23 protein-coding genes and 2 tRNA genes are annotated in these 23,975 nt (G+C 69.5%); 19 read left to right on the plus strand and 6 right to left on the minus strand.

The genetic code is table 11. The features are described 5' to 3' along the window. From ABZ396_RS34515 to ABZ396_RS34525, 3 genes are all read left to right on the plus strand, one after another. Positions 1-1,506 carry a bifunctional cytidylyltransferase/SDR family oxidoreductase gene (locus ABZ396_RS34515; protein ID WP_358916202.1) on the plus strand — a complete coding sequence of 502 codons (1,506 nt, stop codon included), beginning with the start codon at positions 1-3 and terminating at the stop codon, positions 1,504-1,506. A 183-nt stretch (positions 1,507-1,689) separates the two neighbouring features. Further along, positions 1,690-3,804 (plus strand): hypothetical protein, encoded by a 2,115-nt coding sequence (locus tag ABZ396_RS34520; protein ID WP_358916217.1) that lies wholly within the window; start codon positions 1,690-1,692, stop codon positions 3,802-3,804. A 383-nt stretch (positions 3,805-4,187) separates the two neighbouring features. Further along, positions 4,188-5,354 (plus strand): glycosyltransferase family 2 protein, encoded by a 1,167-nt coding sequence (locus ABZ396_RS34525; protein WP_358916215.1) that lies wholly within the window; start codon positions 4,188-4,190, stop codon positions 5,352-5,354. A gap of 20 nt (positions 5,355-5,374) precedes the next feature. On the opposite strand, the gene ABZ396_RS34530 is transcribed toward ABZ396_RS34525, so the two are convergent. Beyond that, the gene (locus ABZ396_RS34530; protein WP_358916201.1) at positions 5,375-6,772 is read right to left on the minus strand and encodes a polysaccharide pyruvyl transferase family protein; all 1,398 of its coding nucleotides are present in this window, start codon (positions 6,770-6,772) and stop codon (positions 5,375-5,377) included. Positions 6,773-7,029: 257 nt separating this feature from the next. Here ABZ396_RS34530 and proB point away from each other — a divergent pair, with 257 nt between their 5' ends. From proB to ABZ396_RS34555, 5 genes are all read left to right on the plus strand, one after another. Next, on the plus strand, positions 7,030-8,136 hold the full coding sequence (gene proB / locus ABZ396_RS34535; protein WP_358916213.1) for a glutamate 5-kinase: 1,107 nt from the start codon (positions 7,030-7,032) through the stop codon (positions 8,134-8,136). Positions 8,137-8,307: 171 nt separating this feature from the next. Continuing rightward, positions 8,308-8,691 carry a hypothetical protein gene (locus tag ABZ396_RS34540; protein ID WP_358916199.1) on the plus strand — a complete coding sequence of 128 codons (384 nt, stop codon included), beginning with the start codon at positions 8,308-8,310 and terminating at the stop codon, positions 8,689-8,691. Positions 8,692-8,777: 86 nt separating this feature from the next. After that, the gene (locus ABZ396_RS34545) at positions 8,778-10,064 is read left to right on the plus strand and encodes a glutamate-5-semialdehyde dehydrogenase (RefSeq protein WP_358916197.1); all 1,287 of its coding nucleotides are present in this window, start codon (positions 8,778-8,780) and stop codon (positions 10,062-10,064) included. A gap of 155 nt (positions 10,065-10,219) precedes the next feature. Continuing rightward, positions 10,220-10,804: a hypothetical protein gene (locus ABZ396_RS34550; RefSeq protein ID WP_358916195.1), complete on the plus strand. Its 585-nt coding sequence runs from the start codon at positions 10,220-10,222 to the stop codon at positions 10,802-10,804. Positions 10,805-10,893: 89 nt separating this feature from the next. Next, positions 10,894-11,964 (plus strand): hypothetical protein, encoded by a 1,071-nt coding sequence (locus tag ABZ396_RS34555; protein ID WP_358916194.1) that lies wholly within the window; start codon positions 10,894-10,896, stop codon positions 11,962-11,964. 77 nt (positions 11,965-12,041) lie between these two features. Here ABZ396_RS34555 and ABZ396_RS34560 read toward each other — a convergent pair whose 3' ends face one another. Next, positions 12,042-13,169, minus strand: coding sequence for a M48 family metallopeptidase (locus tag ABZ396_RS34560; RefSeq protein ID WP_358916212.1), 1,128 nt, complete (start codon positions 13,167-13,169; stop codon positions 12,042-12,044). A 101-nt stretch (positions 13,170-13,270) separates the two neighbouring features. Here ABZ396_RS34560 and ABZ396_RS34565 point away from each other — a divergent pair, with 101 nt between their 5' ends. The 7 genes from ABZ396_RS34565 (at position 13,271) to ABZ396_RS34595 (ending at position 17,678) form a co-directional block, all read left to right on the plus strand. Continuing rightward, complete coding sequence (locus ABZ396_RS34565; RefSeq protein WP_358916192.1) at positions 13,271-13,432, plus strand: hypothetical protein; 162 nt, start codon at positions 13,271-13,273, stop codon at positions 13,430-13,432. 137 nt (positions 13,433-13,569) lie between these two features. Further along, positions 13,570-13,737, plus strand: a complete 168-nt coding sequence (locus ABZ396_RS34570; protein ID WP_358916221.1) for a hypothetical protein — start codon at positions 13,570-13,572, stop codon at positions 13,735-13,737. Positions 13,738-13,806: 69 nt separating this feature from the next. After that, positions 13,807-14,499: a nicotinate-nucleotide adenylyltransferase gene (gene nadD / locus ABZ396_RS34575; protein WP_358916190.1), complete on the plus strand. Its 693-nt coding sequence runs from the start codon at positions 13,807-13,809 to the stop codon at positions 14,497-14,499. Positions 14,500-14,515: 16 nt separating this feature from the next. Further along, entirely contained in the window at positions 14,516-16,255 is a 1,740-nt protein-coding gene (locus tag ABZ396_RS34580) for an LCP family protein (protein ID WP_358916188.1), read from the plus strand. A 101-nt stretch (positions 16,256-16,356) separates the two neighbouring features. Then, positions 16,357-16,800, plus strand: a complete 444-nt coding sequence (gene rsfS / locus ABZ396_RS34585; RefSeq protein WP_358916186.1) for a ribosome silencing factor — start codon at positions 16,357-16,359, stop codon at positions 16,798-16,800. Then, positions 16,800-17,468 carry a histidine phosphatase family protein gene (locus ABZ396_RS34590; RefSeq protein ID WP_358916184.1) on the plus strand — a complete coding sequence of 223 codons (669 nt, stop codon included), beginning with the start codon at positions 16,800-16,802 and terminating at the stop codon, positions 17,466-17,468. The genes rsfS and ABZ396_RS34590 overlap by 1 nt, the downstream gene beginning before the upstream one ends. 137 nt (positions 17,469-17,605) lie before the next feature. Beyond that, positions 17,606-17,678: transfer RNA gene (locus ABZ396_RS34595), tRNA-Ala, on the plus strand. Between the two features lie 60 nt (positions 17,679-17,738). Here the strand turns inward: ABZ396_RS34595 and ABZ396_RS34600 are convergent. Beyond that, entirely contained in the window at positions 17,739-17,915 is a 177-nt protein-coding gene (locus tag ABZ396_RS34600; RefSeq protein ID WP_358916182.1) for a hypothetical protein, read from the minus strand. Between the two features lie 501 nt (positions 17,916-18,416). Here ABZ396_RS34600 and ABZ396_RS34605 point away from each other — a divergent pair. From ABZ396_RS34605 to ABZ396_RS34615, 3 genes are all read left to right on the plus strand, one after another. Then, the gene (locus tag ABZ396_RS34605) at positions 18,417-18,542 is read left to right on the plus strand and encodes a hypothetical protein (RefSeq protein ID WP_358916180.1); all 126 of its coding nucleotides are present in this window, start codon (positions 18,417-18,419) and stop codon (positions 18,540-18,542) included. A gap of 230 nt (positions 18,543-18,772) precedes the next feature. Further along, the gene (locus tag ABZ396_RS34610; RefSeq protein WP_358916178.1) at positions 18,773-18,946 is read left to right on the plus strand and encodes a hypothetical protein; all 174 of its coding nucleotides are present in this window, start codon (positions 18,773-18,775) and stop codon (positions 18,944-18,946) included. Between the two features lie 3 nt (positions 18,947-18,949). After that, positions 18,950-19,183: a hypothetical protein gene (locus ABZ396_RS34615; protein ID WP_006136074.1), complete on the plus strand. Its 234-nt coding sequence runs from the start codon at positions 18,950-18,952 to the stop codon at positions 19,181-19,183. On the opposite strand, the gene ABZ396_RS34620 is transcribed toward ABZ396_RS34615, so the two are convergent. After that, a complete protein-coding gene (locus ABZ396_RS34620) occupies positions 19,162-20,373 on the minus strand; it encodes a glycosyltransferase 87 family protein (protein WP_358916176.1) in 1,212 nt (403 codons plus the stop codon). The two genes, ABZ396_RS34615 and ABZ396_RS34620, sit on opposite strands and share 22 nt — an antisense overlap. Before the next feature lie 113 nt (positions 20,374-20,486). Between ABZ396_RS34620 and ABZ396_RS34625 the strand changes: the two genes are divergently transcribed. Next, a tRNA-Ala gene (locus ABZ396_RS34625) sits at positions 20,487-20,559 on the plus strand. A gap of 183 nt (positions 20,560-20,742) precedes the next feature. Here the strand turns inward: ABZ396_RS34625 and ABZ396_RS34630 are convergent. Continuing rightward, a complete protein-coding gene (locus tag ABZ396_RS34630) occupies positions 20,743-22,353 on the minus strand; it encodes an NADH-ubiquinone oxidoreductase-F iron-sulfur binding region domain-containing protein (RefSeq protein WP_358916174.1) in 1,611 nt (536 codons plus the stop codon). Continuing rightward, the gene (locus ABZ396_RS34635) at positions 22,350-23,648 is read right to left on the minus strand and encodes a cytochrome b/b6 domain-containing protein (protein WP_358916173.1); all 1,299 of its coding nucleotides are present in this window, start codon (positions 23,646-23,648) and stop codon (positions 22,350-22,352) included. The genes ABZ396_RS34630 and ABZ396_RS34635 overlap by 4 nt, the downstream gene beginning before the upstream one ends. Positions 23,649-23,975 lie beyond the last annotated feature (327 nt).

Consider the following 23,975-nt stretch of genomic DNA (forward strand, 5'->3'; position numbering starts at 1 on the left):
GTGTCCCAGCACATAGCCAAGCCCCGAACCACCGCAGTGATCCTGGCCGGTGGCACCGGCCAGCGGGTGGGTCTGTCGATCCCCAAGCAGTTGCTGAAGATCGCCGGCAAGGCAGTCATCGAGCACACCCTGACCACCTTCGAGAAGGCCGACTCGATCGACGACGTCATCGTCCTGATGGCACCTGGCTATGTCGCGGACATCGAGAAGATCGTCGCCAAGGCCGGGTTCACAAAGGTCAAGAAGATCATCGAGGGCGGTAACACGCGGAACGAGACCACCGAGCGCGCCATCGAGGCGCTCGGCGAGGGCCTGGCCGAGGGCGAGGACCTCAACGTCCTCTTCCACGACGCCGTACGCCCCCTGCTGTCGCGGCGCGTCATCGACGACTGCGTGGCCGCGCTGGAGCGTTACCAGGCCGTCGACGTCGCCATCCCGTCCGCCGACACCATCATCGTCACGCGGACGCACGGCGAGGACGGCGAGTTCATCACCGAGATCCCGGACCGCTCCCGGCTGCGCCGCGGCCAGACCCCGCAGGCCTTCAAGCTGTCCACGATCAAGCGGGCCTACGAAGTCGCCGCCGGCGACCCCAACTTCCAGGCCACCGACGACTGCTCCGTCGTACTCAAGTACCTGCCGGACGTACCGATCCACGTCGTCGCGGGCGACGAGTACAACATGAAGGTCACCCAGCCCGTCGACGTCTTCATCGCCGACAAGCTCTTCCAGCTCGCCTCCACGGCCGCGCCCGCGCCCGAGCAGAACGGCGAGGACGCCTACCGCGAGCTGCTCACCGGCAAGACCGCGGTGATCTTCGGCGGTTCGTACGGCATCGGCAAGGACATCGCCGAACTCGCCGAGTCCTACGGCGCGAACGTCTACGCGCTGGGCCGCTCCACCACCGGCACACACGTGGAGAACCCGGAGGAGGTCGACGACGCGCTCTCCAAGGCGTACGCCGAGACCGGCCGGATCGACTACGTCGTCAACACGGCGGGCGTGCTGCGCATCGGCAAGCTCGCCGAGACCGACAACGCCACCATCGAGGAGGCGCTGAAGGTCAACTACCTGGCCCCGGTGCAGATCGCCCGCTCCAGCTACAAGTACCTCGCCGAGACCAAGGGCCAGTTGCTGCTGTACACCTCCAGCAGCTACACCCGCGGCCGCGCCGAGTACAGCCTCTACTCCTCGACCAAGGCCGCCATGGTGAACCTCACCCAGGCCCTGTCCGACGAGTGGGCCGGCGACGGCATCCGCGTCAACTGCATCAACCCCGAGCGCACCGCCACCCCGATGCGCACCAAGGCGTTCGGCCAGGAGCCGACGGGCTCGCTGCTCTCCTCCGAGGCCGTCGCCCGCACCTCCCTCGACGTGCTGCTGTCCGAACTCACCGGCCATGTCATCGACGTCCGCCAGCAGGACCCGACGGCGGCAGCCGGCCAGGCCTCCGGCTTCGAGCAGGCGCTGGCCAGCGTCCTCGACCGACAGGACGGCGTGGCATAATCAACGTCCATTAGTCATCTGTTATTCAGGCCTCTGTGGCTGCGCGTTCGCGGAGCAATCACAGGGGCCTGAACCCGTAAAAAACCCGATCGACAACTGCCCAGATTGTCCGCAAGGTCAAATTCAGGCCTCTTTGTCAGTAAAAGGTTATCCGTGATATCCACCGCTATTCGTGTCGCCCGGGTGGGCAGCGCGGCCGAGCTGGCCGCGGCGGCACTCATGATGCTGGGCTTCCCGGTGCTCATGATCGCCGCGCTCGCCCCGAGCGTTTACGCCTTCGCGGCCGCGGCCGCCGTCACGTACCTGGCGGACCACTACCTGCACCGCAAGGGCAGCTACCTCATCAACCGCCTGAGCAAGGTCCGGGCCGGTCTGTCGATCCGCTTCCTGATCCGGCAGCTGCTGCTGATCCTGCTGCTGGCCCGGATGTCCCTGTTCAACGACCTGATCTTCTACGGCGCGATCGCCTGCTTCATCGCCTTCTACGGGCTGCAGGCCCCGCACGGCGCACTGGTCACCCTGATCCGCAACCGCCGCAGGATGCCGGTCGCCACCCGCAACGTCGACCTGAAGTCCCGCATCCGCATCCCGGACGCCCCGCCGCGCGGCCTGCTCGACCGCTCCGCCGAGAAGATGCTCCACCTCGACCTCGCCGCCGTCGTCGGCCTGCTGATCTCGGCGATGACGGACAACGCCGTCCCCGGTTCCGTCGGCATAGGGATCACCCTTGCCCTGGGCTGCCTGTACGTGCTGGTGCTGATGCCCTACGTGCGCGGCCGCAAGACCCCGCCGGATCCGGACACCGTGCTGGCCGCCGTCGACGACTGGATCGGCCGGTACAAGCCTGAGACCTTGCTGTACTTCTCCGGTTCCAAGGATTCCGCCTACCAGGTCAACATGTGGCTGGAGACAATGGAACAGCTGGAGTCCCGCCCGCTGATCCTGCTGCGCGAGCGGGTCATCCTGCAGAACCTCGCCCCGACCACGGTCCCCGTCATCTGCGTGCCCGGCGGTGTGCACCTGATGAACCTGGACCTCTCCACGGTCCGCGTCGCCCTCTACGCGGCCAACGTCGGAAAGAACATCCACCTGCTGCGCGTTCCCACCATGAAGCACGTCTTCATCGGCCACGGCGACAGCGACAAGCTGGCCAGCGTCAATCCGTTCAGCAAGGTCTACGACGAGGTGTGGACCGCAGGCCGAGCGGGCCGCGACCGCTACGCCATCGCCGACGTCGGTGTCCGCGACGACGACATCGTCCAGGTCGGCCGCCCGCAGCTGGCCCCCATCCAGAGCCGGCAGGCCGCACCCGGCGGGGCCGACGGCGCTCGCGGCCGGGCCGCTGACGGACGCTGTCCCACCGTTCTCTACGCGCCCACCTGGGAGGGCTGGGACGGCAACCCCGGCAACACCTCCCTCGTGCTCGCCGGCGAGAACATCGTGAAGAAGCTGGTGAAGGCCGACCCGCCGGTCCGAGTCCTCTACAAGCCGCACCCCTTCACCGGCACCGTCAGCGCCGAGGCCGGCGCCGCCCACCGGCGCGTCACCGCCCTCGTCGAGAAGGCCGCCGCCGAACGCGTGGCCGACGCCCGCTTCACCGCCGACACGGCCGCCCAGGCGGCGGCGCGGGCAGAGCTGACCCGTATCGAGACCCGTCTGGCCGAGCTGACCGGCACCGGCGGCGAGAAGCGCGACGAGGCCGAGGCCAGCCGGGACGACGTCGTCGACCTGAAGAAGCACGAGGAGATCGCCCGGCTGCGCGCTGAGTGGAACGACGCCTACTGGCGTTCCTTCCCCGACCACGAGCACCGGGTCATCACAGGCGCCGAACCGCGCCTGTACGACTGCTTCAACGTCTCTGACGCGATGGTCTCCGACATCTCCAGCGTCGTCTCCGACTACATCGCGAGCGGCAAGCCGTACGCCGTCGCCGACTCCGCCGAAGTCGGCGTGGAGGAGTTCAAGCGGGCGAACACCGCCGTGCGTGCCGCCGTGATCCTCTCCAACAGCGCCAAGGAACTGGACGCCCTGCTGGCCGCCGTACGCGATCCGTCGGCCGATCCGCTGGCCCTGGACCGGGACGAGCTCAAGCAGTATCTGCTGGGACCGGACGAGCCGACCTCCATCGAGCAGTTCAACGCCGCGGTCGCCGCGCTCGCCCGCAAGGCCGAGACCCGCAACCTCGGCCAGCAGGCCAGGATCGCGGCCGGTGACCCCGAGGCGGCCGAACTCGCCGAGGTGCTGCCCGGAGACCCGCTGAAGGCCGCCGGCGAGGCGGAGGGCACCGTCACCGGCTGACCTCTCGCACAACAACGCCGAGGGGGCTCGGTCCCGGGAGAACTCCCCGGGACCGAGCCCCCTCGGCGTTTCCTCAGGGCGCCTCTTCTTACCCTTGCTTAGCCATTCATGCCGGTTCTCTTACCGGTGCTTCACGGTTCTCGGTGAGCAGCCCTTACCGCACATCCGTACTCTTCGAGGTAACCAGCTGTACACCGCCCGGCTGGCCGTTCGTCATGTGAGGTGGAACACGGGAGGCGTCCCCAAGGCAACCTGTCGTGCCGACCGGCCATCTAACGCGTTGCGATCGAGGTGACGCAGGGGGAATGCACCATTGACTAGGGGGAAACGTGACCGTCGTTGCGCAGCCTGATGTGACCGTGATCATCGGGGCGTACGAAGCGATGCCGTATCTCGTGGAATGCCTGGCCTCCGTGGAGCGCCAGACCCTCGACCCGGCGCGCATGGAGGTCATCGCGGTCGACGACGGGTCGACCGACGGCACGGGGGAGTGCCTGGAGGAGTTCGCGGCCCGTGTCGCCATGCCGGTGACCGTGATCCGCCAGGAGAACTCGGGAGGCCCCAGCGGCCCCCGCAACGTCGGCCTCGCCAAGGCCACCGGCCGTTACGTGTTCTTCCTGGACGCCGACGACCGACTCGGCCCCGAGGCCCTCGCGCGCATGGTCGCCATGGCCGACAAGAACAACACGGACGTCGTCCTCGGCAAGGTCGAGGGGATCAACCGCAAACCCCCGCGGTCCATGTGGGGACGGACGCTCGACCGCACCGACGTCTTCTCCTCCAACATCAAGTTCACGCTCAGCGCGCAGAAGTTGTTCCGCCGCGCATTTCTTGAACAACACGACATGCGTTTCGACGAGTCCTTGTGGACCGGTGAGGACGCGCTGTTCACCATGGAGGCCTATCTGCGCGCCGACGGTGTCTCCGTGGTCGCCGACTACCCCTGCTACTACCTGGTCGGCCGCGAGGACGGCAAACATGTCACCAAGAGCGGCAGTTACACCCTCCGCTTCGACTCCGCACGCGCCCTGATGAACCTGATCGCCGACCTGGTCCCGGCCGGGCCGCGTCGCGACGCGCTCATGGTCCGGCCGTTCCTGGTCACCCTGCTCCCGCAGTTCGGTCCCAGGTTCCTCAAGGACGGCGAAGAAATACGCCGGAACAAACTGGAGCTGGCGAAGCCGCTGATGGACGCCCACTGGAATCCGGAAGTCGCCCGCCGCCTCAAGGTCCACGAACGGCTGCGACTCCACCTGGTCGCCGTACAGCGCCCCGATCTCCTCCTGGACGTCCTCGAGTTCGTGCGCGCCAAGAAGCAGGCCGGGACCGTCCTGGAGAAGCGCGGCACCCGCGTCTATTTCGCCTATCCGCACTTCCGCTCCAGGACGGCCGGCGTTCCCGACTGGATCTACCTCGCCGAACCCCGCGAGGCCCGCGCGGTCGAGGGCTACCGCGAGGACACGGCCAACACCATTCTGCGGCGCGCCCTGCGCAAGCTCCGCCGGTCGCTGCCGACACGAGAAGTCAAAGTCAAAGCGGCGGCGGCCTGACCGGGCACCCGGCACCTGGCTTATTGACCCGCCGCCCCCAGCGCCCGCCGGATCGGTCTGCCCACGGCTCGCCGGGCCCGCCGGTAGACCGAGGCCGGCTGCGCGGCGGCCGCCTTGGCGCGGGCTCCGGCGCGCGCCAGTTCCTTCTGCAACCTGGCGTTGTCCAAAGACAGTTCGTCGATACGGCTGTGCAGCCAGCCGAAGCGAGAGGTGAGCGAAGCAAGGTCCGCCTCGTTCCAGGGGCGGATGCCCGCGGGGAACGCCAGCGTGCGCATCCGCTCCTCGAAGGCCGCTCCGCCGTCGCCGTGCGTGAAGGTGTTCTCCAGACCGTTCTTGTCGAGGAACCCGGTGAACCGCTCGAAGCGCTCCCGGTGTCCGCCGACCAGCCCGCCGAAGTCGGCCTCCGCGTACAGCTTCGCCGGGTCCGCCGAATCAGGGTCCTTGACCGCCCGGTCCAGCCGCAGGTGCGGTATCTCGAAGTAACGGCACAGCTCCAGCGTCCGCGAGTCACCGCACAGCACGGTGGCCGGCGTGCCGGCGAGCAGCGCCGCGATGTTGCCGTGGATGCGCGAACCGAAGGAGAAGTCGAAGGAACGCAGATCGTCGATCCAGGTGACCGGGTCGACGTAGACCCGCACCTTGTCCTCGCGGAACATCGGGTGGTCCGGGTGGGTCGGCATCGCGGTCACCGCGGCGTTGGGATCCGACAGGTCCCGCCAGTGCAACTGCCGTGCGTCACTGAGGTTCTGGCCGACGAACCGCAGATACGGGTAGCGCTCATGGGTGCGCGTGATGATCCGGTCCAGGCCCTGCGTGCGTACGGCGCTGTGCGAGCCGTTGATCGCGATCCGCGATTCCGGCGTCAGCTCCAGCGCCTTCTTGTGCACCGGGAGCCGGTCGCCGTACAAGAACAGTGAAGGACAGCCGATGATCTCGACGTCATTGAAGCCCATGTTTCTCAGGTACTGCTCGCTGAACTCGCCCCGCACGCCGATCGACGCGCTGCGCTCCAGCACCGCCGTGCAGAACTCCCGCACGGTCGGCTCGATGCGCTTCAGCCGGTCCGGGTTGTAGCCGACTCCGGTCTGCGCACCGACGCCGAGCACGACAACCGGGATTCTCAACTTCGAGATCAGCCGCGTCATCCGCTTCAGCGCGCTCTCGAAGGACGGGCGGAAGGCGTTGGCGAGCGGGATGACGAAGGCGTCGTACTCCTCGTTGATGCGTGCGGCCGCGGAGACGTCGGAGGGCATGCCGTTCGAGACAACCTCGGTGTCCGGTGTCTCGAGAATCTTGTGCGCGGCGTCGCTGAAGATCAGGTTGCCCGAGTTGGTGGCCATGACGTCCCGGTGCAGGGCCTCCTCGACGGTGACGACGTCGTAGGGACTCTTTCCCGACCTGAGGAGGACGCGCTTCATGCGGCGATCTTTAGATGACACAGACTTTAAATTAACTTTAAGTTCGTTTCGATTTCCATGGACGGCCAACGCAACCTTTTTACCGTGTGCGGTCCGCAGTCACGCGATCACGTATCGCCATGCGCGGCGTCCGTCCCTCGGGGTGTCCGTCGCCGTGTCCGGAGGCTGGACGGGCGGCCGGACGCCCGTCCCGTTCGCGTAGATTGCTGCCACGCGCAAGGAAGTGGGGACACGACGTGGCAAGGGCAAGGCAGGCCGTGAGCGAGGCCCGCAGGATCGTCGTCAAGGTGGGTTCCTCCTCGCTGACCACCGCCTCCGGCGGCCTGGACGCCGACCGGGTCGACGCGCTCGTCGACGTCCTCGCCAAGAGCCGCAGCGGAGGGGAGAAGGAGGTCGTCCTCGTCTCCTCGGGAGCGATCGCCGCCGGCCTCGCCCCGCTCGGCCTGCGCCGCCGCCCCCGGGACCTGGCCCGCCAGCAGGCGGCCGCCAGCGTCGGCCAGGGCCTGCTCGTCGCCCGCTACACCGCCTCCTTCGCCCGCTACGGCGTCCGCGTCGGCCAAGTCCTGCTCACCTCCGACGACATGAGCCGCCGGGCCCACCACCGCAACGCCTCCCGCACCCTCGACAAACTCCTCGCGATGGGCGCCCTGCCGGTCGTCAACGAGAACGACACCGTCGCCACCGACGAGATCCGCTTCGGCGACAACGACCGCCTCGCCGCCCTCGTGGCCCACCTCGTCCACGCCGACCTCCTGGTCCTCCTCTCCGACGTCGACGGCGTCTACGACGGCGACCCCAGCAAGCCCGGCACCTCCCGGATAGCGGAGGTGAAGGGCCCGGAGGACCTCGCGGGCGCCGAGATCGGCAGCGCCGGGAAGGCGGGCGTCGGCACCGGCGGGATGGTCACCAAGGTGGAGGCCGCCCGGATCGCCGCCGCCGCCGGCATCCCCGTCGTACTCACCAGCGCCGTGCACGCCGCGGACGCGCTCTCCGGCGGCGACACCGGCACCTACTTCCACCCCGCCGGCAAACGGTCCGCAGACCGCCTCCTGTGGCTTCAGCACGCCTCCACCCCGCAGGGCTCGCTCACCCTCGACGACGGAGCCGTGCGCGCCGTCGTGCAGGGCCGCAAGTCGCTGCTGCCCGCCGGGATCGCCGTCGTCGAGGGCGAGTTCGCCGCGGGCGACCCGGTCGAACTGCGCGACACGGAAGGCCGCGCGGTGGCCCGCGGGCTCGTCAGCTTCGACGCCAAGGAGATCCCCCAGCTGATCGGGCGTTCGACCAGGGAGCTGGCGCGCGAACTGGGCCCGGCGTACGAACGCGAGGTCGTACACAGGGACGACCTGGTGATCCTGAATCCGTAAAACGGGGCGTAACGACGGACCCCGGTGGGGGACGTTCCGTAAAACCGCCACACGAACTCTTGCGGCCTGCTCAACTTTGTCTCAGGGACACGTGGTTCCGCACGAGCACAGCTGAAGGAGGCCGTCGTGAGACGAGTGCGCCCTGGGGCTTCGGCGTCCCGCGGTGCTCTGATGAGCGTCGCGGCCGGGGCCACCTACGAGGAGCCGAAGGACCTGCCCCGCCTGTGGCATGTCACCCTCAGCGTCTGCGGCGCCGAGGTCCCCCTGCCGGAACTGCGCCGCGGACTCGAACAACTGGCCCACGACCACCCGTTCCTCCTCACCAGCCGCTACGCCTGCGACCACGCCGAGATCCGCTACTGGGAAGAGGCCCGCGACCTCCACGACGCAGCGGCCGTCGCGCTGCGCCTGTGGGGCGAGCACCGCCAGACCGCCGGCCTGCCGGCCTGGGAGATCGTCGGCCTGGAGGTCATCGACCGCGCCACCTACCACCAGCGGGTCGCCGAGGGCTACGGACCGCCACCGGCGACACCGGTCGGTATCCACCCGTTCTGACAGTGACCGCTATCGCCCCTTTTGATCGCGTCTCGCGGTATGGAATGACGCGTGGACGGGACGCGGTCGCGCACTACCCTTCCCCCATGACCACGCTCTCGCCGTATGACGCCATGTCCCCGGTCACCCAGGTCGCCTACCGTGCCAAGGCCGCCGCCGCCGACCTCGCGCCGCTGCCGCGTGCCGTGAAGGACGACGCGCTGCTCGCCATCGCGGACGCCCTGGAGGTTCGTACGAGCGAGATCGTGGAGGCCAACGCCAAGGACATCGCCAAGGCCCGCGAGAACGGCACCAGCGAGGCCATCGTCGACCGCCTCACCCTCACCCCCGAGCGGGTCCGTGTCATCGCCTCCGATGTCCGTGACGTCGCGAAGCTGCCCGACCCGGTCGGCGAGGTCGTCCGCGGCTCCACCCTCCCCAACGGCATCGACCTGCGTCAGATCCGCGTCCCGCTCGGCGTCGTCGGCATCATCTACGAGGCCCGCCCGAACGTCACCGTCGACGCAGCCGCCCTCTGCCTGAAGTCCGGCAACGCCGTCCTGCTGCGCGGCTCCGCCTCCGCCTACGAGTCCAACACCGCCCTCGTCCGCGTCCTGCGCGACGCCGTCGGCGGCGCCGGGCTGCCCGCCGACGCCGTCCAGCTGGTGCCGGGAGAGGGCCGCGAGTCCGTCCACGAGCTGATGCGCGCCCGCGGCCTCGTCGACGTCCTCATCCCGCGCGGCGGCGCCTCCCTCATCCAGACCGTCGTCATGGAGTCCAAGGTCCCCGTCATCGAGACCGGCACCGGCAACTGTCACGTCTACGTCGACGCCCACGCCGACATCGACATGGCGATCGACATCCTGATCAACTCCAAGGCACAGCGGGTCAGTGTCTGCAACGCCGCCGAGACGCTCCTCGTACACGAGGACATCGCCGCCGAGTTCCTGCCCCGCGCGCTCGACGCCCTCGCCGAGGCCGGCGTCACCGTCCACGCCGACGAACGCGTGCTGGCATATGCCAAGGCCTCCAAGGCGACCGTCGTCGAGGCCGTCCCGGAGGACTGGGAGACCGAGTACCTGTCGTACGACATCGCCGCCGCCGTCGTCGACTCCCTCGAGAAGGCCGTTGAACACATCCGGCTGTGGACCTCCGGGCACACCGAGGCCATCGTCACCACCTCCCAGCAGGCCGCCCGCCGCTTCACCCAGCTGGTCGACTCCACGACCGTCGCCGTGAACGCCTCCACCCGCTTCACCGACGGTGGCCAGTTCGGCTTCGGCGCCGAGATCGGCATCTCCACCCAGAAGCTGCACGCCCGCGGCCCCATGGGCCTGCCGGAGCTGACCAGCACCAAGTACATCGTCACCGGCGACGGCCACATCCGCCGCTGACACCCGTACGGCCCCACCGCGCCCGCCCTACGCCTACGGCGTGCGGGCGCGCGGAAGGGCGTACGGAGCCCCGCGCGGGCGTGAAGGTGCCGCACAGGGCCTATGAATTTCCATACCGTCTGCCCAAATTGACCCCCCAGGTCTACTCTGGACACGTGCCGGAGGACGTGGGGGGCATGCCGTTCCCTGACGGCTGGGAGCCCGACGACGACCATGACCGCGAGATGTCGGACGAAGAGTTCGACTCCGTGGTCTTCGACGAGGCCTTCGTCAAGGCGGCCCTGATCCACGAGCCGACCGCGGTCGAACGCCTCCTGGCCGCCGCACAGGCCAGAGCCGAGGCCTCCGAGGCCGAGGCCCGCCGTGCCCACGCCAGAGGCGAGCACTACGACGACGGCTTCGGCCCCGGCGGCCCCGATTCCGGCCACAGCGCCGACCTCGACGACCTGGACGACGCCGACGCACTCGAACACCGGTACGGCGCCGCGGGGGCGTACGGCAAGCATGTGCGCTGGCACCGTCCCGTCGCCTGGGTGCTCGCCCTCGTCATGGGCATCGGCATGGTCGCGCTCGCCTTCGCGGCGGTCTACCGCGGCGCCTCCTCGGGAGGCAGCCGCGACCAGGTGCCCAGGCCCCCCTCCACCGGACTGGAACAGGGCACCGCCGCGGCACCCTCCGCGTCCCCCGAATACTCCCAGCCCGCCCAGTCGGCGGTCTCCGCGGTCCCGCGCACCCCCTGAGCGGCGATTGCCCGTCCTGGTGAGAACCTGTCAGAACTTGTCGTGTAGCAGGGCGTTTACCTGAGGCTTCCGAGACCTACTCTGAGAGTATGGGCGGGCCTGGAGACCCACCCGAGGGGACACCCGAGGGCGGCCCCGTGGGTGGAGAGGACGAGTACCGATCCGTCGTCTTCGACGAATCGTTCGTCCGCGCTGCCCGCCTCCAGGAGTCTTCCGCGCGCGAACGCATGGCCGACCACGCGCCCGCCGTACGCCGCCGCCCGCCGCTGCGCCGGGGCCTCACCCGGCAGGCCCTGATCCTCGTCCTGCTGATCCTCGTCGCCTTCGGCACCGCGATCTACATGGGTGTCCGCCACCCCTACGGTACCCAGGAGGCCCAGCAGCCCGTCGAAGCCCTGCGGATGACCGTCATACCGCTCGCCCCGCCGGGCAAGGTGCCCGGCGCCGCCGCCGCCGAGGCCCTGTTCGCGCACAGCCCCGCCGCCCAGTACCAGGTCGGCGCCGAAGGGATATCGTTGCCGCCCGCCCGCAGCACCGCGCACTTCTCCGACAGCCAGGTCGTCACCGCCCTGACCACGGCCAAGGACTACATCGTCCGCTCCGCGCTCTACCCCGAGGTCCTCGACAGCAGTGAGGTGCGGCCCGCGCGGGTGCTGCTCGACCCCGGCCAGCTCGACCAGTTCGACCAGAGCTTCGACCACCCCACGGCGGACGGCCGGCACGCGCCCACCGGATGGCTGATCCGCTTCGACCCCACCCGCGCCGAGCTCGCCGATCCGAAGATCCGCATCCAGGGCAGCCTGCAGGCCACCGAGACCGACTCGGCCACCCTGGAGGTCACCGCCGACCACACCCTCGTCTACGCGCTGCGGCCCACCGGCGCCCGGGCCGGCTCCCAGGTCTCCCTGTTCACCGTCCGCCGCGAGCTGACCTTCCGCTTCGACCGGGACGACCTGCGCCTGCACCAGACTCAGCTGGTCGTCTCCTACGTCCAGGCCGGCCCGCTGTCCTGCGCCGAGGACTCCGCCAACCACCTGCACCCGCTGCTGGCCGGTCAGACGGCCAGGGCAGGCGGCCCCGCGGGGACGAACCCGTACGCCACGGACAGCGCCACCGCCCTGTGCGGGACGCTGGCCGCCGCGGCCGAACCGAAGGTCTGACGGGGCCGGACCGAAGGTCTGAGGCGGCCCAACCGAAGGTCTTGCGCGGCCGAGCCGAAGGTCTGACGAAGCCCCCGTTACTCCTCGTCCCGCGGGGGAGCGTCCTGCGCCGGACCGTCCTGCGACGGTGCCTCCTTCGGGGAAGCGCCCTTCGGGGGCGGCGCGCTCGTGAAACCCTCGAAGCCGCGCCTGACCCGGCCGCCCAGGCCGCCGGCCCCGCCCGCGATGTCCGTGACCAGCTTCATCAGCGGGTCCTTGGAGCTCTTCACATCACTCGCGTAGCTCGCCGCCGACTCCTTGAACGAGTCGCTGACCGAGGTGTCCCTGTCCCCGTCCCGCCGCGGATAGTGACCATCCATGATCCGCTGGTAGTCGCGGGACTCCGCCCACTTCTTCAGCTCGGCCGCGCGGACCGTGGTGAAGGGGTGCGAACGCGGCAGCACGTTCAGGATCTTCAGCACCGAGTCGCGCAGATCGCCCCCGCCCTCGTACTCCTCGGCCTGCTGCAGAAACGCGTCCACGTTCATCTCGTGCAGATGGTTGCCACCCGCGATCTTCATCAGCCCGCGCATCGACGCCCGCAGATCCTGCCCCACCAGCAGGCCCGCCCGGTCGGCGGACAGCTCCGACTTGCGGAACCACTCGCGCAGCGCCGTGACGATCGCCATGACCGCGAGATTGCCCAGCGGGATCCAGGCGACGCGCAGCGCCAGGGTCGTCAGGAACAACAGGATCGTCCGGTACACCGAGTGCCCGGACAGGGCGTGCCCCACCTCGTGCCCGACGACCGCCCGCATCTCCTCCTCGTCGAGCAGCTCGACGAGCCCGGTCGTGACCACGATGATCGGCTCGTCCAGGCCGATGCACATCGCGTTGGGCTGCGGGTCCTGGTTGACGTACATCGGCGGGACCTTCTTCAGGTCCAGGATGTAACAGGCGTCCAGCAGCATGCCGTTCAGGTGTGCGAACTGCTGGTCCGACACACGGACCGAGTCGGACAGGAACAGCAGCCTCAGGCTCCGCTCCGGAAGCAGCCCGCTGAGCGCCTTGAAGACCGTGTCGAAGCCGCTCAGCCTGCGCAGCGCCACCAGGGCCGAACGGTCGGCCGGATGTTCGTACGCGCGCGAGGAGATCCCCGGGAACCGCCTGCGCTGCCTGCCCGGCACCCGCTCGTGCCCGTTCCGCTCGTGGCCGTCGTCGGACATGTCATCCCCCATGTGCGTGAGTGTGCCCACTGTGCCCCCGAAGCAAGGCCCAGCCTAGGCGGAGATACCGTGGACGGGCAGTACAGCCGAAGGAGTGCCTCATGGAGCACAACCCCCACGCCGCCTGGCTCACCCAGGCGGCGGGCGCCGCCCAGCAACAGGGCTCGGGCGACCTGCTCAAGGTCGTTCTGATCGTCATGTTCCTCGGCTGCGCGCTGACCGCCTGGTTCCTGCTGCGCGGCTACAGACAGAAGGACGACTGAGCCTTCGGGATCGTTCCCCGAGCCGTTGTGATGCAGGCATCGGCCCAATAGCGGAGTCGGCGTGATCGCCACCAGGCCGCCCGCATACGATGGGCCGACGTCTTTATCCCGTCCACACGCGATAGGTCCTGCCGCAGATGATGAATCTCCACAGCGCCGCTGCCCAGTTGGTCACCCTCGCCGCCGACGGTGGGGAGCACGGTGGCAACCACAACAGCCTCGACCCGCTTGTCACCGGCGGCAGCGCGTTCCTCATCCTGCTGCTTCTGCTGTGGATCACCACCCGTTTCAACCGCGACCGCTGAGCCGGCCGCTGCGCCCGACACCCGTCCTCCGGGCGGGGCCCATGGGCCGGGCCGGTAGGGTCTGCACGCATGGGAGAGCAGGACATGCCTACCGGTCCGGCGAATGACGCGGCCGATGCCGCCGACGACACGGTGACGACCCCGCTGTTCACGCCGGCGGGCCCCCCGCACACCGGCAAACGCCGCCTCGGCGTCATGGGCGGAACGTTCGACCCGATCCACCACGGGCACCTCGTGGCGGCCAGCGAGGTCGCCGCCCAGTTCCACCTCGACGAGGTGGTGTTCGTGCCCACCGGGCAGCCGTGGCAGAAGACCCACCGCAAGGTCTCACCGGCCGAGGACCGCTATCTGATGACGGTCATCGCGACCGCCGAGAACCCGCAGTTCTCCGTCAGCCGAATCGACATCGACCGCGGCGGCCCCACCTACACTGTCGACACCCTGCGCGACCTGCGTGCCCTCAACCCCGACGCCGACCTCTTCTTCATCACCGGCGCCGACGCCCTCGGCCAGATCCTCACCTGGCGCGACTCGGAGGAACTCTTCTCCCTCGCCCACTTCATCGGCTGCACCCGGCCCGGGCACCACCTGACCGACCACGGCCTCCCGGAGGGCGGCGTCTCGCTGGTGGAGGTTCCCGCGCTCGCCATCTCCTCCACAGACTGCCGTGCGAGAGTCGCCAAGAGCGACCCCATCTGGTACATGGTGCCGGACGGAGTCGTGCGCTACATCGACAAGCGCGAGCTGTACCGCGGCGAGTGAGCCGAGAGGGGCACCGGTGAACGACCGATACGACGCGGGCTACGGACGCGACCAGTACGAACTCGTCGGCTACGACGAGTACGGGCAACCGGTGTACCGCCAGATCCCGGCGCAACCACAGCAGACGTACGACCCGCACGCCGGACAGAACTACGGATACGACCCCTACGCCGGAGGCGGACAGCAGGGCGCGCCGTCGTACGACACCGGACGGCAGGGCCCGCCGTCGTACGACACCGGGCAGCATGCCCCTGTCCACGACACCGGGCAGCATGCCGCCTTCCACGACACCGGGCAGCAGCCGCCCACGCCCGCCTACGACCCGTACAACACCGGCAGCCAGGCCGCCTACGACCCCTACGGGCAGGCAGCCACCAGCGGCCGGCAGCCCCGGGTCGCCGAGCAGACCGCGCACATCCCGCAGCAGGCCGGACCCGCCGAGGCGCCCACCGGTCGCCGGCCCGCCGGGGGCGAACGGGACTACCACACCGAGCAGTTCGCGTTCGTCGAGGAGCCGGACGGTGACTCCGAGGACGTCATCGACTGGCTGAACTTCACCGAGAACCGCACCGAGCGCCGCGAGGAGGCCAAGCGCCGCGCCCGCAGCCGCATGATCGCCCTGGTCGTCGTGCTCGCCCTGGTCGCCGTCGGCGGCGCCGGCTACCTCTGGTACGCCGGAAAGCTGCCCGGCCTGTCCTCCTCCGGCTCCAAGGGCGGTACGACGACGTCCGCGGCCGCACAGAAACGCGACGTGGTCGTCGTACACCTGCACAACACGAGCGGCGGCGGCACCTCGACCGCGTTGCTCGTCGAGAACACCACCACCAAGCAGGGCACCACCGTCCTGCTGCCCAACTCGCTCGCCATGACCGCCGACGACGGCACCACCACGACCCTCGCCAAGTCCGTCGACTCCGACGGCTCCTCCGGGACGCGCGACCAGCTCGACACCGTCCTCGGCACCAACATCCAGGGCACCTGGCGCCTCGACACCCCCTACCTGCAGAACCTCGTCGAACTCGTCGGCAACATCGACATCGACACCAACGCCGACGTCCCCGACCCGGGCGCCAAGAAGAAGGACGGGGCACCCCTCGTCCACAAGGGCAAGAGCCAGACCCTCAGCGGCAAGGCCGCCGTCGCCTACGCCACCTACCGCGCCTCCGGCGAGGCCCAGAACGCCCAGCTGGAGCGGTTCGGGCAGGTCATGCAGGGTGTGCTGCGCAAGATGTCCTCCGACTCCTCGGCCGCCACGGTCACCGTGCAGAGCCTCGCGCAGATCCTCGACCCCTCGCTCACCGACAAGGACCTCGGCGCCTTCCTCGCCAAGCTCGCCGACCTCGCCAAGAGCGGCGACTACAAGACCGCCCTGCTGCCCGTGCAGAACGACGGCACCCTCAGCGCCCAGACCAGCTCCAGCGTGGTCAAGGACATCCTCGGCGGCACCGCCAAGAGCCCCGCCGCGGACTCCGCGGTCCGGGTCTCCGTCCAGAACGCCACCGGCGTCAAGGGCAACACCGACAAGGCCCGCGTGGTCCTCGTCAACGGCGGCTACACCTTCCTGGAAGGCGGTACGGGCTCCGGCACCCAGGCGGCCTCCAGGGTGCTGTACTCCGACGCCGCCGACAAGGCGAACGCCACCGAGGTCGCCAAGACCCTCGGCCTCGGCACCGGCGCCGTGGCCAAGGGCACGGTCGGCTCGGGCGCCGACGTCTCGGTCGTCCTGGGCCAGGACTACCAGCCGTCCTCCTCCTGAGCACGCCCGCCGTACCTCACGTGACGCGGTAATCACGTGGGGTACGCCCGGCGGTTCGTGAGACCCTTGAGGTCAAACGACCGCCGACGGAAAGCCACGTAGTGACCGCCACCGACCGTTCCCTCGAGCTCATCACCACCGCCGCCCAGGCGGCAGCCGACAAGCTCGCCCACGACGTCATCGCCTACGACGTCAGCGACGTCCTGTCGATCACGGACGCCTTCCTGCTGGCCTCCGCGCCCAACGACCGTCAGGTCAAGTCGATCGTCGACGAGATCGAGGAACGCCTCCAGAAGGAACTCGGCGCCAAGCCGGTGCGCCGCGAGGGCGACCGCGAGTCCCGCTGGATCCTGCTCGACTACGTCGACATCGTCGTCCACGTCCAGCACAGCGAGGAGCGCGTTTTCTACGCCCTGGAACGGCTGTGGAAGGACTGCCCCGAGATCGAGCTGCCCGCCGACGCCATGGCCACCCGCGGCAAGGCCGAGGAGCACGCCAAACTGAAGGCCGACGAGGACGCCGGCGAGCCGGGCGGGGAGTGGTGATGAGCGCCACGGGCGAGGTGACCGACCGCAAGGGCCGCGGCCGCCGCATCATCCTGTGGCGGCACGGCCAGACCTCGTGGAACGTGGAACGCCGTTTCCAGGGCTCCACCGACGTCGAGCTCACCGAGACCGGCATCGGCCAGGCACGCCGCGCGGCCCGGCTGCTCGCCTCCCTGGGCCCCGACGCGATCGTCTCCTCCGACCTGAAGCGGGCCGCCGACACGGCCGCCCAGCTCGCCGACCTCACCAGCCTCGACGTGATCCGCGACGAGGCGCTGCGCGAGACCTACGCGGGCGTGTGGCAGGGCCTCACCCACGAGGAGATCATCGCCCGCCACGGCGACGAGTACGCCGCCTGGAAGCGCGGCGAGCCGGTCCGCCGCGGCGGCGGCGAACTGGAGACCGAGGTCGCCGACCGGGCCGCCCCCGTCGTGCTCCGGCACGCCGAGAAACTGCCCGAGGACGGCACCCTCGTGGTGGTCAGCCACGGCGGGACCATCCGGACCACCATCGGCCGCCTCCTCGGCCTGGACTCCCATCACTGGGAGAGCCTCGGCGGTCTCACCAACTGCTGCTGGTCCGTGCTCGGCGAAGGCGCCCGCGGCTGGCGGCTCCTGGAGCACAACGCGGGTACCCTTCCGGAGCCCGTCCTCGGCGACGACGACTGAGAGCCCTTTTCGGGCGTCCCGCCAAGGACCCTCAGGCCGCCCGGCCGACGCCGGGACCCGGATTTCACTTTCCAGCAGGTCGCAGGCTAAAGTTCTTCTTGTTCGCCCCGCCGAGCGGAAAGACGGGAAGAACGCGAGGGGCTATAGCTCAGTTGGTAGAGCGCCTGCATGGCATGCAGGAGGTCAGGAGTTCAATTCTCCTTAGCTCCACTGATCGGCACTCCACACACTGTCGAGTTGTCAAAGATCGATGAGAGAATCCCGTCCTCTTCAGAGGGCGGGATTCTCTGCGTTCCACTCCAGGATGATCGGGACGAACTCGGCGGCCTCGTCGCCGGTCACCGGCCACAACCGCGGTCTGCGCTCCCGCAACAACACGACCTTCTCCCGCGTCCGTTCGTCCTCCGGGCGCAGACCACGATCCGGCGCGTCCCGGACAGCGCCCATATGAAGTCCTCCCAGGCCGGCTCCGAACAGCACGCCTTCGGTGCCGACTTGTAACTGGTCGTCGCCGGCTACGCCATCACCTACTCCGTGCTCCTGGTCACCGGCGCCTGGCTCGGCGACGGGCTCCACGGTCGGGTCCACCTCGCTGGACTCGCACGGTTGACGACGGCCTCGCCGGCCTGTGGCCCGGCCCAGGGGTGCCATCGAGCTGATCGCGTTCCGTCCTGCTGGTGCAGGGCGCCGGGTCGGCGGTGATGATCCCGCAGGTCCTCAGCCTCATCCAGGGCACGCTGACCGGAGAGGCCCGCATCCGGGCGGCCGGCGCCTACTCGGCGATCCTCGGTTCTTCGTCAATGTGCCGGTCGGTGCCGTACTCCGCGTCCTCGGCAGGCGCACCCTGCCGCCGGGCGCCGGATCCGGGCCGGAGCGGGCGCGCGGCCTGGTCCTGTCCCCGGCCTGGACCTCCCCGGCCTGGTCCTGCTGGCGACTGCCGCGTCGCTGATGACGGTTCCGCTGGCCGTCTTCCGCGTCATGGCCGTCAACGCCAGATTCCTCTTCACCCTCACCCTGCCCGTTCAGAGCGGCCTCGGCTACGGCGCCCTGCATCCCGCCCGCTCGGTCGGCTGATCGGTGTCGTCCGATTCGGCACGCTGTTCTTGAACCGGCTTGAGTCACTTGGGGCGCCGCGGGCGTATACCTCTGCGGAGGCGCTGTCAGCCTGCGCATGGTCGCTCGCCGCGACGGCGGCCGCGGGTGCCGTGTCCGGACTGGTACTGAGGCGTCGCTGACCGTATTGGTCCGGCCGTGGCAGAATCAAACGGCCGGAAGGGGGCGCGGCCCGACGGGAGGGAGTAGCGATGCCTGCGAGCATCCTTGAGGAGGGCGGCCAGCTCCTCGGTGCGGCGTTGATACGGGATACGATCACCTGGCTGCTCTGCCCTTCCTGCGGTTCCGCACATGTGGCCCAAGTGCTGGGCGACAACGGCGGGATCTCCTACGTGTGCACGGCCTGCGGCCACAGCTGGAGCTGATCGATGGGTGCACACAGGCGGAAGTGCGACTGGTGTGGAAGCGGCACGCCGATCGTCCGCGACATGGAGCCGATCAACCCCGATTACCAGTACTGGTGCGAGGAATGCGCTCGGGCGCTGATCATAAAAGGCGACCCGATCGAGACCTACCGTGAGCTGGAGGGCGAGCCGATCTACGGTCGCCTCCTTGAGGAGCACTGCACGCTCAAGCGGTTCTACTCGTTCGTCACGGCCTGAGCCGCGCCCGGTTTCGGCAACGATGTCCGGGCGAGCGCCAGGAACAGCACTCCGGCGACCGCGTAGAGCGCCGACAGCGTCAAGTCGACGGCGTCCTGGTGCAGTTCGGGCCGCCCGTGCCGGTGCGGCACCCACCACGGGGCGTACGAACAGAAGACCAGCAGGGTGCCGGCGGCCACCGCCCGGTGCCCGCGCGTCCACAGCAGCAGCACCACGGGCACACACCACACCCAGTGGTGCGACCAGGACACCGGGCTGATCAGCAGCGCGGTCACCGCGCACCCGGCCACCGCCCAGCCCCGCAGGCCGTGCAGTTCCGCCGCCACCGCCACCGCGAGCCCCAGGACAGCCGTCAGAGCTGCTATGGCGGTCCAGAACAGTCCCGGCTCGGGAGTGTGCAGCAACCGCGCCAGAACGCCACGCAGGGCCTGATTCGCGGTCTCCTCGGCACGCCCCACCCGCCCCGTCCGGAACACCATCCCGGTCCAGAACCGCCACGAGTCGTACGGCAGGACGGCGGCCGCCAGCAGGGTGGCCCCCGCGAAGGCGGCGGCCGCCCCGCGCGCGTGCCGCAGCCACGGCCCCCCGTCCCGGCCGTCGCGGCGCGCCATCAGGCCCGTGGCGAGCAGGAACACCGCGAACAGGGCGGGCGTCAGCTTGACGGCGGCCGCCAGCCCGACGCCCACCCCCGCCCAGCGGCCCGGACGTTCGGCGGGAGGCCGTGACAGATCCCACAGGACCAGTACGGCCAGCAGCAGATTGACCTGGCCGTAGCGCACGGTCGTCCACACCGGCTCGCACCACACCGCCGCCGCCGCGACCCACAGCACGCCCTCCACGCGCGCGTGCCCGACGAGCCGCAGTGAAAGCGCCACGAACGCCACCAGAAGCACGAGGTTCGCGGCCGTCGCCAGCGTCCGCATGGTCGTGACGTCCGGCAGCGTCAACGGGGTGAACAGCAGCGCCGCGAACGGCGGGTAGGTGGACGGCAGATGAGCGGCCGTCGTACGGAGCGCGTAGAGGTCGCCGCCCGCGAGGACGGTCGCCCCCTCCGCCCGATAGACCATCAGGTCGATCATCGACACGTGCGCGGCCCGCTGTGCCGCCCAGAACGCCGTGAACGACAAGAGGCACGCCCCCAGGGCCGCCACCACCCGGCGCCGGGTCTCGGGGAACGCGATCACGGTCACGAAGTCCGACACTAGCGCCCGTATCCGTACAGAACGGAAACGATTTGGTGGTGCACCCGGTCGACCGTGTAATGTTGGCGTCGCCGCCAGGGAGACCGGGCGGAGCGAAACGCGGGGCTATAGCTCAGTTGGTAGAGCGCCTGCATGGCATGCAGGAGGTCAGGAGTTCAATTCTCCTTAGCTCCACAGAAGTCGAAGGCGGACCATCCGGACGGATGGTCCGCCTTCGGCGTTGTTCGGAAACATTCGGAAACATCGGAAATGGCGCCGGGAAACTTGTGTCACATGTAAGGCAGGCCACCCGGCCGGGTGGCCCGCCTTGTGTGTGGTGTTCGTCGTGCGTGGTGCTTTGTAGCGGTGCTGGTGCGGTCAGCGGCCGAGGGCTCGGCGGCCGCGGCCCTGCGAGAGAACCGGCAGGTTCCTGGCCGGCGCCTGGGAGCGCGTGTCCTCCTCCAGACGCAGGGCGAGCGCCGGGCAGCGGCGCACCGCGCGCAGCGCCTTGGCCTCCGCGAACCGCGGCACCTTCGCCTGCGCCACCGTCGGGAAACCGTCCGCGCCCAGCTCGAAGACCTCCGGGAGGATGTCCGCGCACAGGCCGTGGCCCCGGCACAGCGTCCAGTCGACGTAAATCTTCTGACGGCTGCCGCTGGTCTCCTCGGGCTCTGCGCCGCCAGGGATACCGGTCGGGAGCTTGCCGTCCTCGAAGAGCGGCAGAACGCCCTCCACGGGTCTTCCGCAGCCGTTTCCGAGGACATGCGCGGCCAGGTCGTCGGTGAACGCCTTGATCGTCGACTCAAGGAACATCGCGGAACCGTCCGGGTGCGAGCAGGCGCCGCGCCGCTTCACGTTCTTCGCGACCTGCTTGAGCGCCTCCAGGGCGGCAGGTCCGCCGCCGTTGAGGATGTCCTCCATGCCGCGCGCGGCCGCCGGCAGACCGAGGTAGCAGGGACCGCACTGTCCCGCGCTCTCCTCAGCCAGCCACTGGGCGACCCGCAGCGACTCGCCCAGCGGACAGGTGTCCTGCGTGATCGGCAGGATCGCGCCGGCGCCCAGCGCGCCGCCCACCGCGTCGAGGGAGTTGCGGGAGACGATCGCCTCGTTGACCGTGGCCGCGTCGATCCACTTGCCGTGGTAGCCGCCGGTCAGTACACCCTGCGGCACCGGCGGGGCACCGGCCAGCTGCAGGACGTAGCGCAGCGGCACACCCGTGGGCACCTCGATGACCATGGGGCGGGCGACCGCGCCGGAGACCGTCAGCATGACGGTGCCCGGCTCGTCGTACAGGCCGGTGTTGCCGTAACGCTCCGGGCCGATGCGGGCCGCGATCGCCAGCTGCGCGAACGTCTCCGCGTTCGACAGCAGTGTGGGCGCGCCGCCGACACCGTTCTGCGAGGCGCTGGTCTTGCGGCCGGGCGGGATCGCCGGGCCGCCGTCGATCGAGCGGATCAATGACGCGGCGGCGCCGGTGACCATGCGGACCGGGTTGCGCTGGACGAACGCCTTCAGGGCCGAACGGCGGCCGGTGCTCAGGCCACGTTCGGCGAGCGCCTGCTCCATGGAGCGCTGTGTGGACTCCCGGGTGACCCCCACCACGAGCGTGCGGGCACCCAGCGCCTCGGCGCACAGCAGCGCGCCGTCGAGGATCAGATGCGGGGCACGGTTGATCAGTACCGTGTCCTTGCGGCAGGCCGGCTCGTCCTCGCTGCCGTTGACGACCACGACCGGTCGTACGCCGCGCTTGATCGCCGCTTCGGCGACCGAGCGCAGCTTTTTGTGGAAGGGGAAACCCGCGCCGCCGCGGCCCCTCAGATTGATGCGTTCGGAGAGCTGCGCGAGCTGCTCCCCGCCCAGGGGCTCAAGCGGCCCGTGCACCTTGAGGTGCATGGGCAGATCGAGTCTTTCGACAAGGTCGAAGCCCGACGTGAGCTGCGGAAGGCCGACCACGCGGACTTCTGGGACGTCGGGCAGGGCCTCGTTCACCTATAGCCTCCGGAAGGCGTGTTCCAAGGTTCGCCCGAACCCGGTGCGTCGAAGGACGCGCCGGGCGCTGGTTCGTTGGCGGGACCGCTGTTGTACGTGTCATTCGAGTTGTACGTGCCATAGCGGCTGTTCGTCTCACCCATGTCGTACACATCACGTCCGCCCGCTCCACCGGCGCCCGGATTGCCATAGACCGGCATGCTGTATCCGGTGTCCTGGAGCGGGTCGTACGCCGACGGGGGCGCCTCGCCGACCGGCGGCGGGGACGGGATCGGCCAGCTGCCCGAGGTGCTGGCGGGGCCGTCCACACGCCGGACGGCCTCGGTGGCCTCGAGGTCGAGGCGCTCCATACGCGCGGTCTGGCCGGCCTGGAACGGCGACTGGGGCTGCGGCTGCCCGGGCGTGGAGGTGGCCCGGTAGGCCGCAGCGAAGCCGGAGGCCGGCCCGGGGGCGGGGGCGCCGGTCGGGAACAGCGGGTTGGGCTGCGGGGCCGCCGTGCCGGCCCGTGAGGGCCTCGGCTCGCGTTCGCGCCCGCCGTCATAGCCCGGCAGGCCGGACTCGCTCATCCGGGCGCGGCTGGCGTCCAGCTCGTCCAGGTCGGGGCGCTCGGAGCTGCCCAGGATGGAGACGAGACGGTCCGCGACCTTGCGCTTGAACGGGCGCGGGGCGGCGCGCAGCGCCAGCGCGGCCATCACGCCGAGCAGGCAGAGGTCGTAGGAGATCATGAAGAACGGCTTCGCCGCGCGGCCCGCGTACAGGCCGTGGATCAGTGCGGCGCACCACGCGGGGTAGGCCAGCATGTGCATCGCCCGCCAGCGGGCCGCCACCACGGCCGGGGCGGCGAAGTTGCTGCGCAGGGCGCCGGTGACACCCACGAAGATCATCAGCAGTCCGGCCAGCGAGCCGAGCCCGATCAGGCCGGCGCTTCCGGTGACGCCGAGCGAGAACGGGATGATCGCGGCGATCACCACGGTGTGGTCAAGAGCGATCTTCGTGACGATGTGCACCAGTAGGAACGCGATCGAGGCGACCGCCGTCGTCCGGTGCACCGCCTGCCCGATGATCCGCTGGCGGGTGTTGAGGAAGATGCGGTCCTGCGCGATCAGACCCCAGATCACCGAGCAGCTCAGCGAGACGAGCGACAGTACGCCCGCGCCGAAGTTCAGGAACTGTTGGAACTGGCTGCCTCCGGTCAGCACGACCACGGGTATGAGCAACAGGACGACAGCGGACGCCACCCCCCAGGCCGAGCGGCCTGGCTTGGGGAGCGAGCTGTTACTACGACGAGGGTTCATGGGGGGCAACTCCGAGCAGTTCGGGAAAGCGGTCCCGGTGCCGCAGCTTAAGTGGCGCCATACCGATCAGTACGAGGTTTGAGTTATTGCGTTGTTATCAAAGGGCAATGCGGGCGTTGTGGTGTCCCTTAGCGGTTGTTACGCGAAGTAAGTTTTGAACCTGGTTCAACTCTCGTCCCGGTTGTCGCCTTGGGTATACGTGTCAACCGTTGATACGGAAGCGCGTCGCGGCTTGCTCAAGGGCTGCGGTACCCTGACGCCATGCGTGCCGTACGCCTTCTGCTTAGCGGGCCGCGCTGATCAGTCCCGACCGCCGGACGAAACGGC

Source organism: Streptomyces sp. NPDC005866 (assembly GCF_040629895.1).
In the GTDB taxonomy this organism is placed as follows: domain Bacteria; phylum Actinomycetota; class Actinomycetes; order Streptomycetales; family Streptomycetaceae; genus Streptomyces.

Bases quoted from the DNA above. Each gene is read 5' to 3' on its own strand.
- ABZ396_RS34610 (WP_358916178.1), top strand. From the start codon at position 18,773: ATGCCTGCGAGCATCCTTGAGGAGGGCGGCCAGCTCCTCGGTGCGGCG.
- ABZ396_RS34570 (WP_358916221.1), top strand. From the start codon at position 13,570: ATGATGAATCTCCACAGCGCCGCTGCCCAGTTGGTCACCCTCGCCGCC.
- ABZ396_RS34560 (WP_358916212.1), bottom strand. From the start codon at position 13,169: ATGTCCGACGACGGCCACGAGCGGAACGGGCACGAGCGGGTGCCGGGC.
- ABZ396_RS34545 (WP_358916197.1), top strand. From the start codon at position 8,778: ATGACCACGCTCTCGCCGTATGACGCCATGTCCCCGGTCACCCAGGTC.
- nadD (WP_358916190.1), top strand. From the start codon at position 13,807: ATGGGAGAGCAGGACATGCCTACCGGTCCGGCGAATGACGCGGCCGAT.
- ABZ396_RS34590 (WP_358916184.1), top strand. From the start codon at position 16,800: ATGAGCGCCACGGGCGAGGTGACCGACCGCAAGGGCCGCGGCCGCCGC.
- ABZ396_RS34600 (WP_358916182.1), bottom strand. From the start codon at position 17,915: ATGGGCGCTGTCCGGGACGCGCCGGATCGTGGTCTGCGCCCGGAGGAC.
- ABZ396_RS34635 (WP_358916173.1), bottom strand. From the start codon at position 23,648: ATGAACCCTCGTCGTAGTAACAGCTCGCTCCCCAAGCCAGGCCGCTCG.
- ABZ396_RS34565 (WP_358916192.1), top strand. From the start codon at position 13,271: ATGGAGCACAACCCCCACGCCGCCTGGCTCACCCAGGCGGCGGGCGCC.
- ABZ396_RS34525 (WP_358916215.1), top strand. From the start codon at position 4,188: ATGCCGTATCTCGTGGAATGCCTGGCCTCCGTGGAGCGCCAGACCCTC.
- ABZ396_RS34605 (WP_358916180.1), top strand. From the start codon at position 18,417: ATGACGGTTCCGCTGGCCGTCTTCCGCGTCATGGCCGTCAACGCCAGA.
- ABZ396_RS34615 (WP_006136074.1), top strand. From the start codon at position 18,950: ATGGGTGCACACAGGCGGAAGTGCGACTGGTGTGGAAGCGGCACGCCG.
- ABZ396_RS34540 (WP_358916199.1), top strand. From the start codon at position 8,308: ATGAGCGTCGCGGCCGGGGCCACCTACGAGGAGCCGAAGGACCTGCCC.
- ABZ396_RS34555 (WP_358916194.1), top strand. From the start codon at position 10,894: ATGGGCGGGCCTGGAGACCCACCCGAGGGGACACCCGAGGGCGGCCCC.
- ABZ396_RS34530 (WP_358916201.1), bottom strand. From the start codon at position 6,772: ATGAAGCGCGTCCTCCTCAGGTCGGGAAAGAGTCCCTACGACGTCGTC.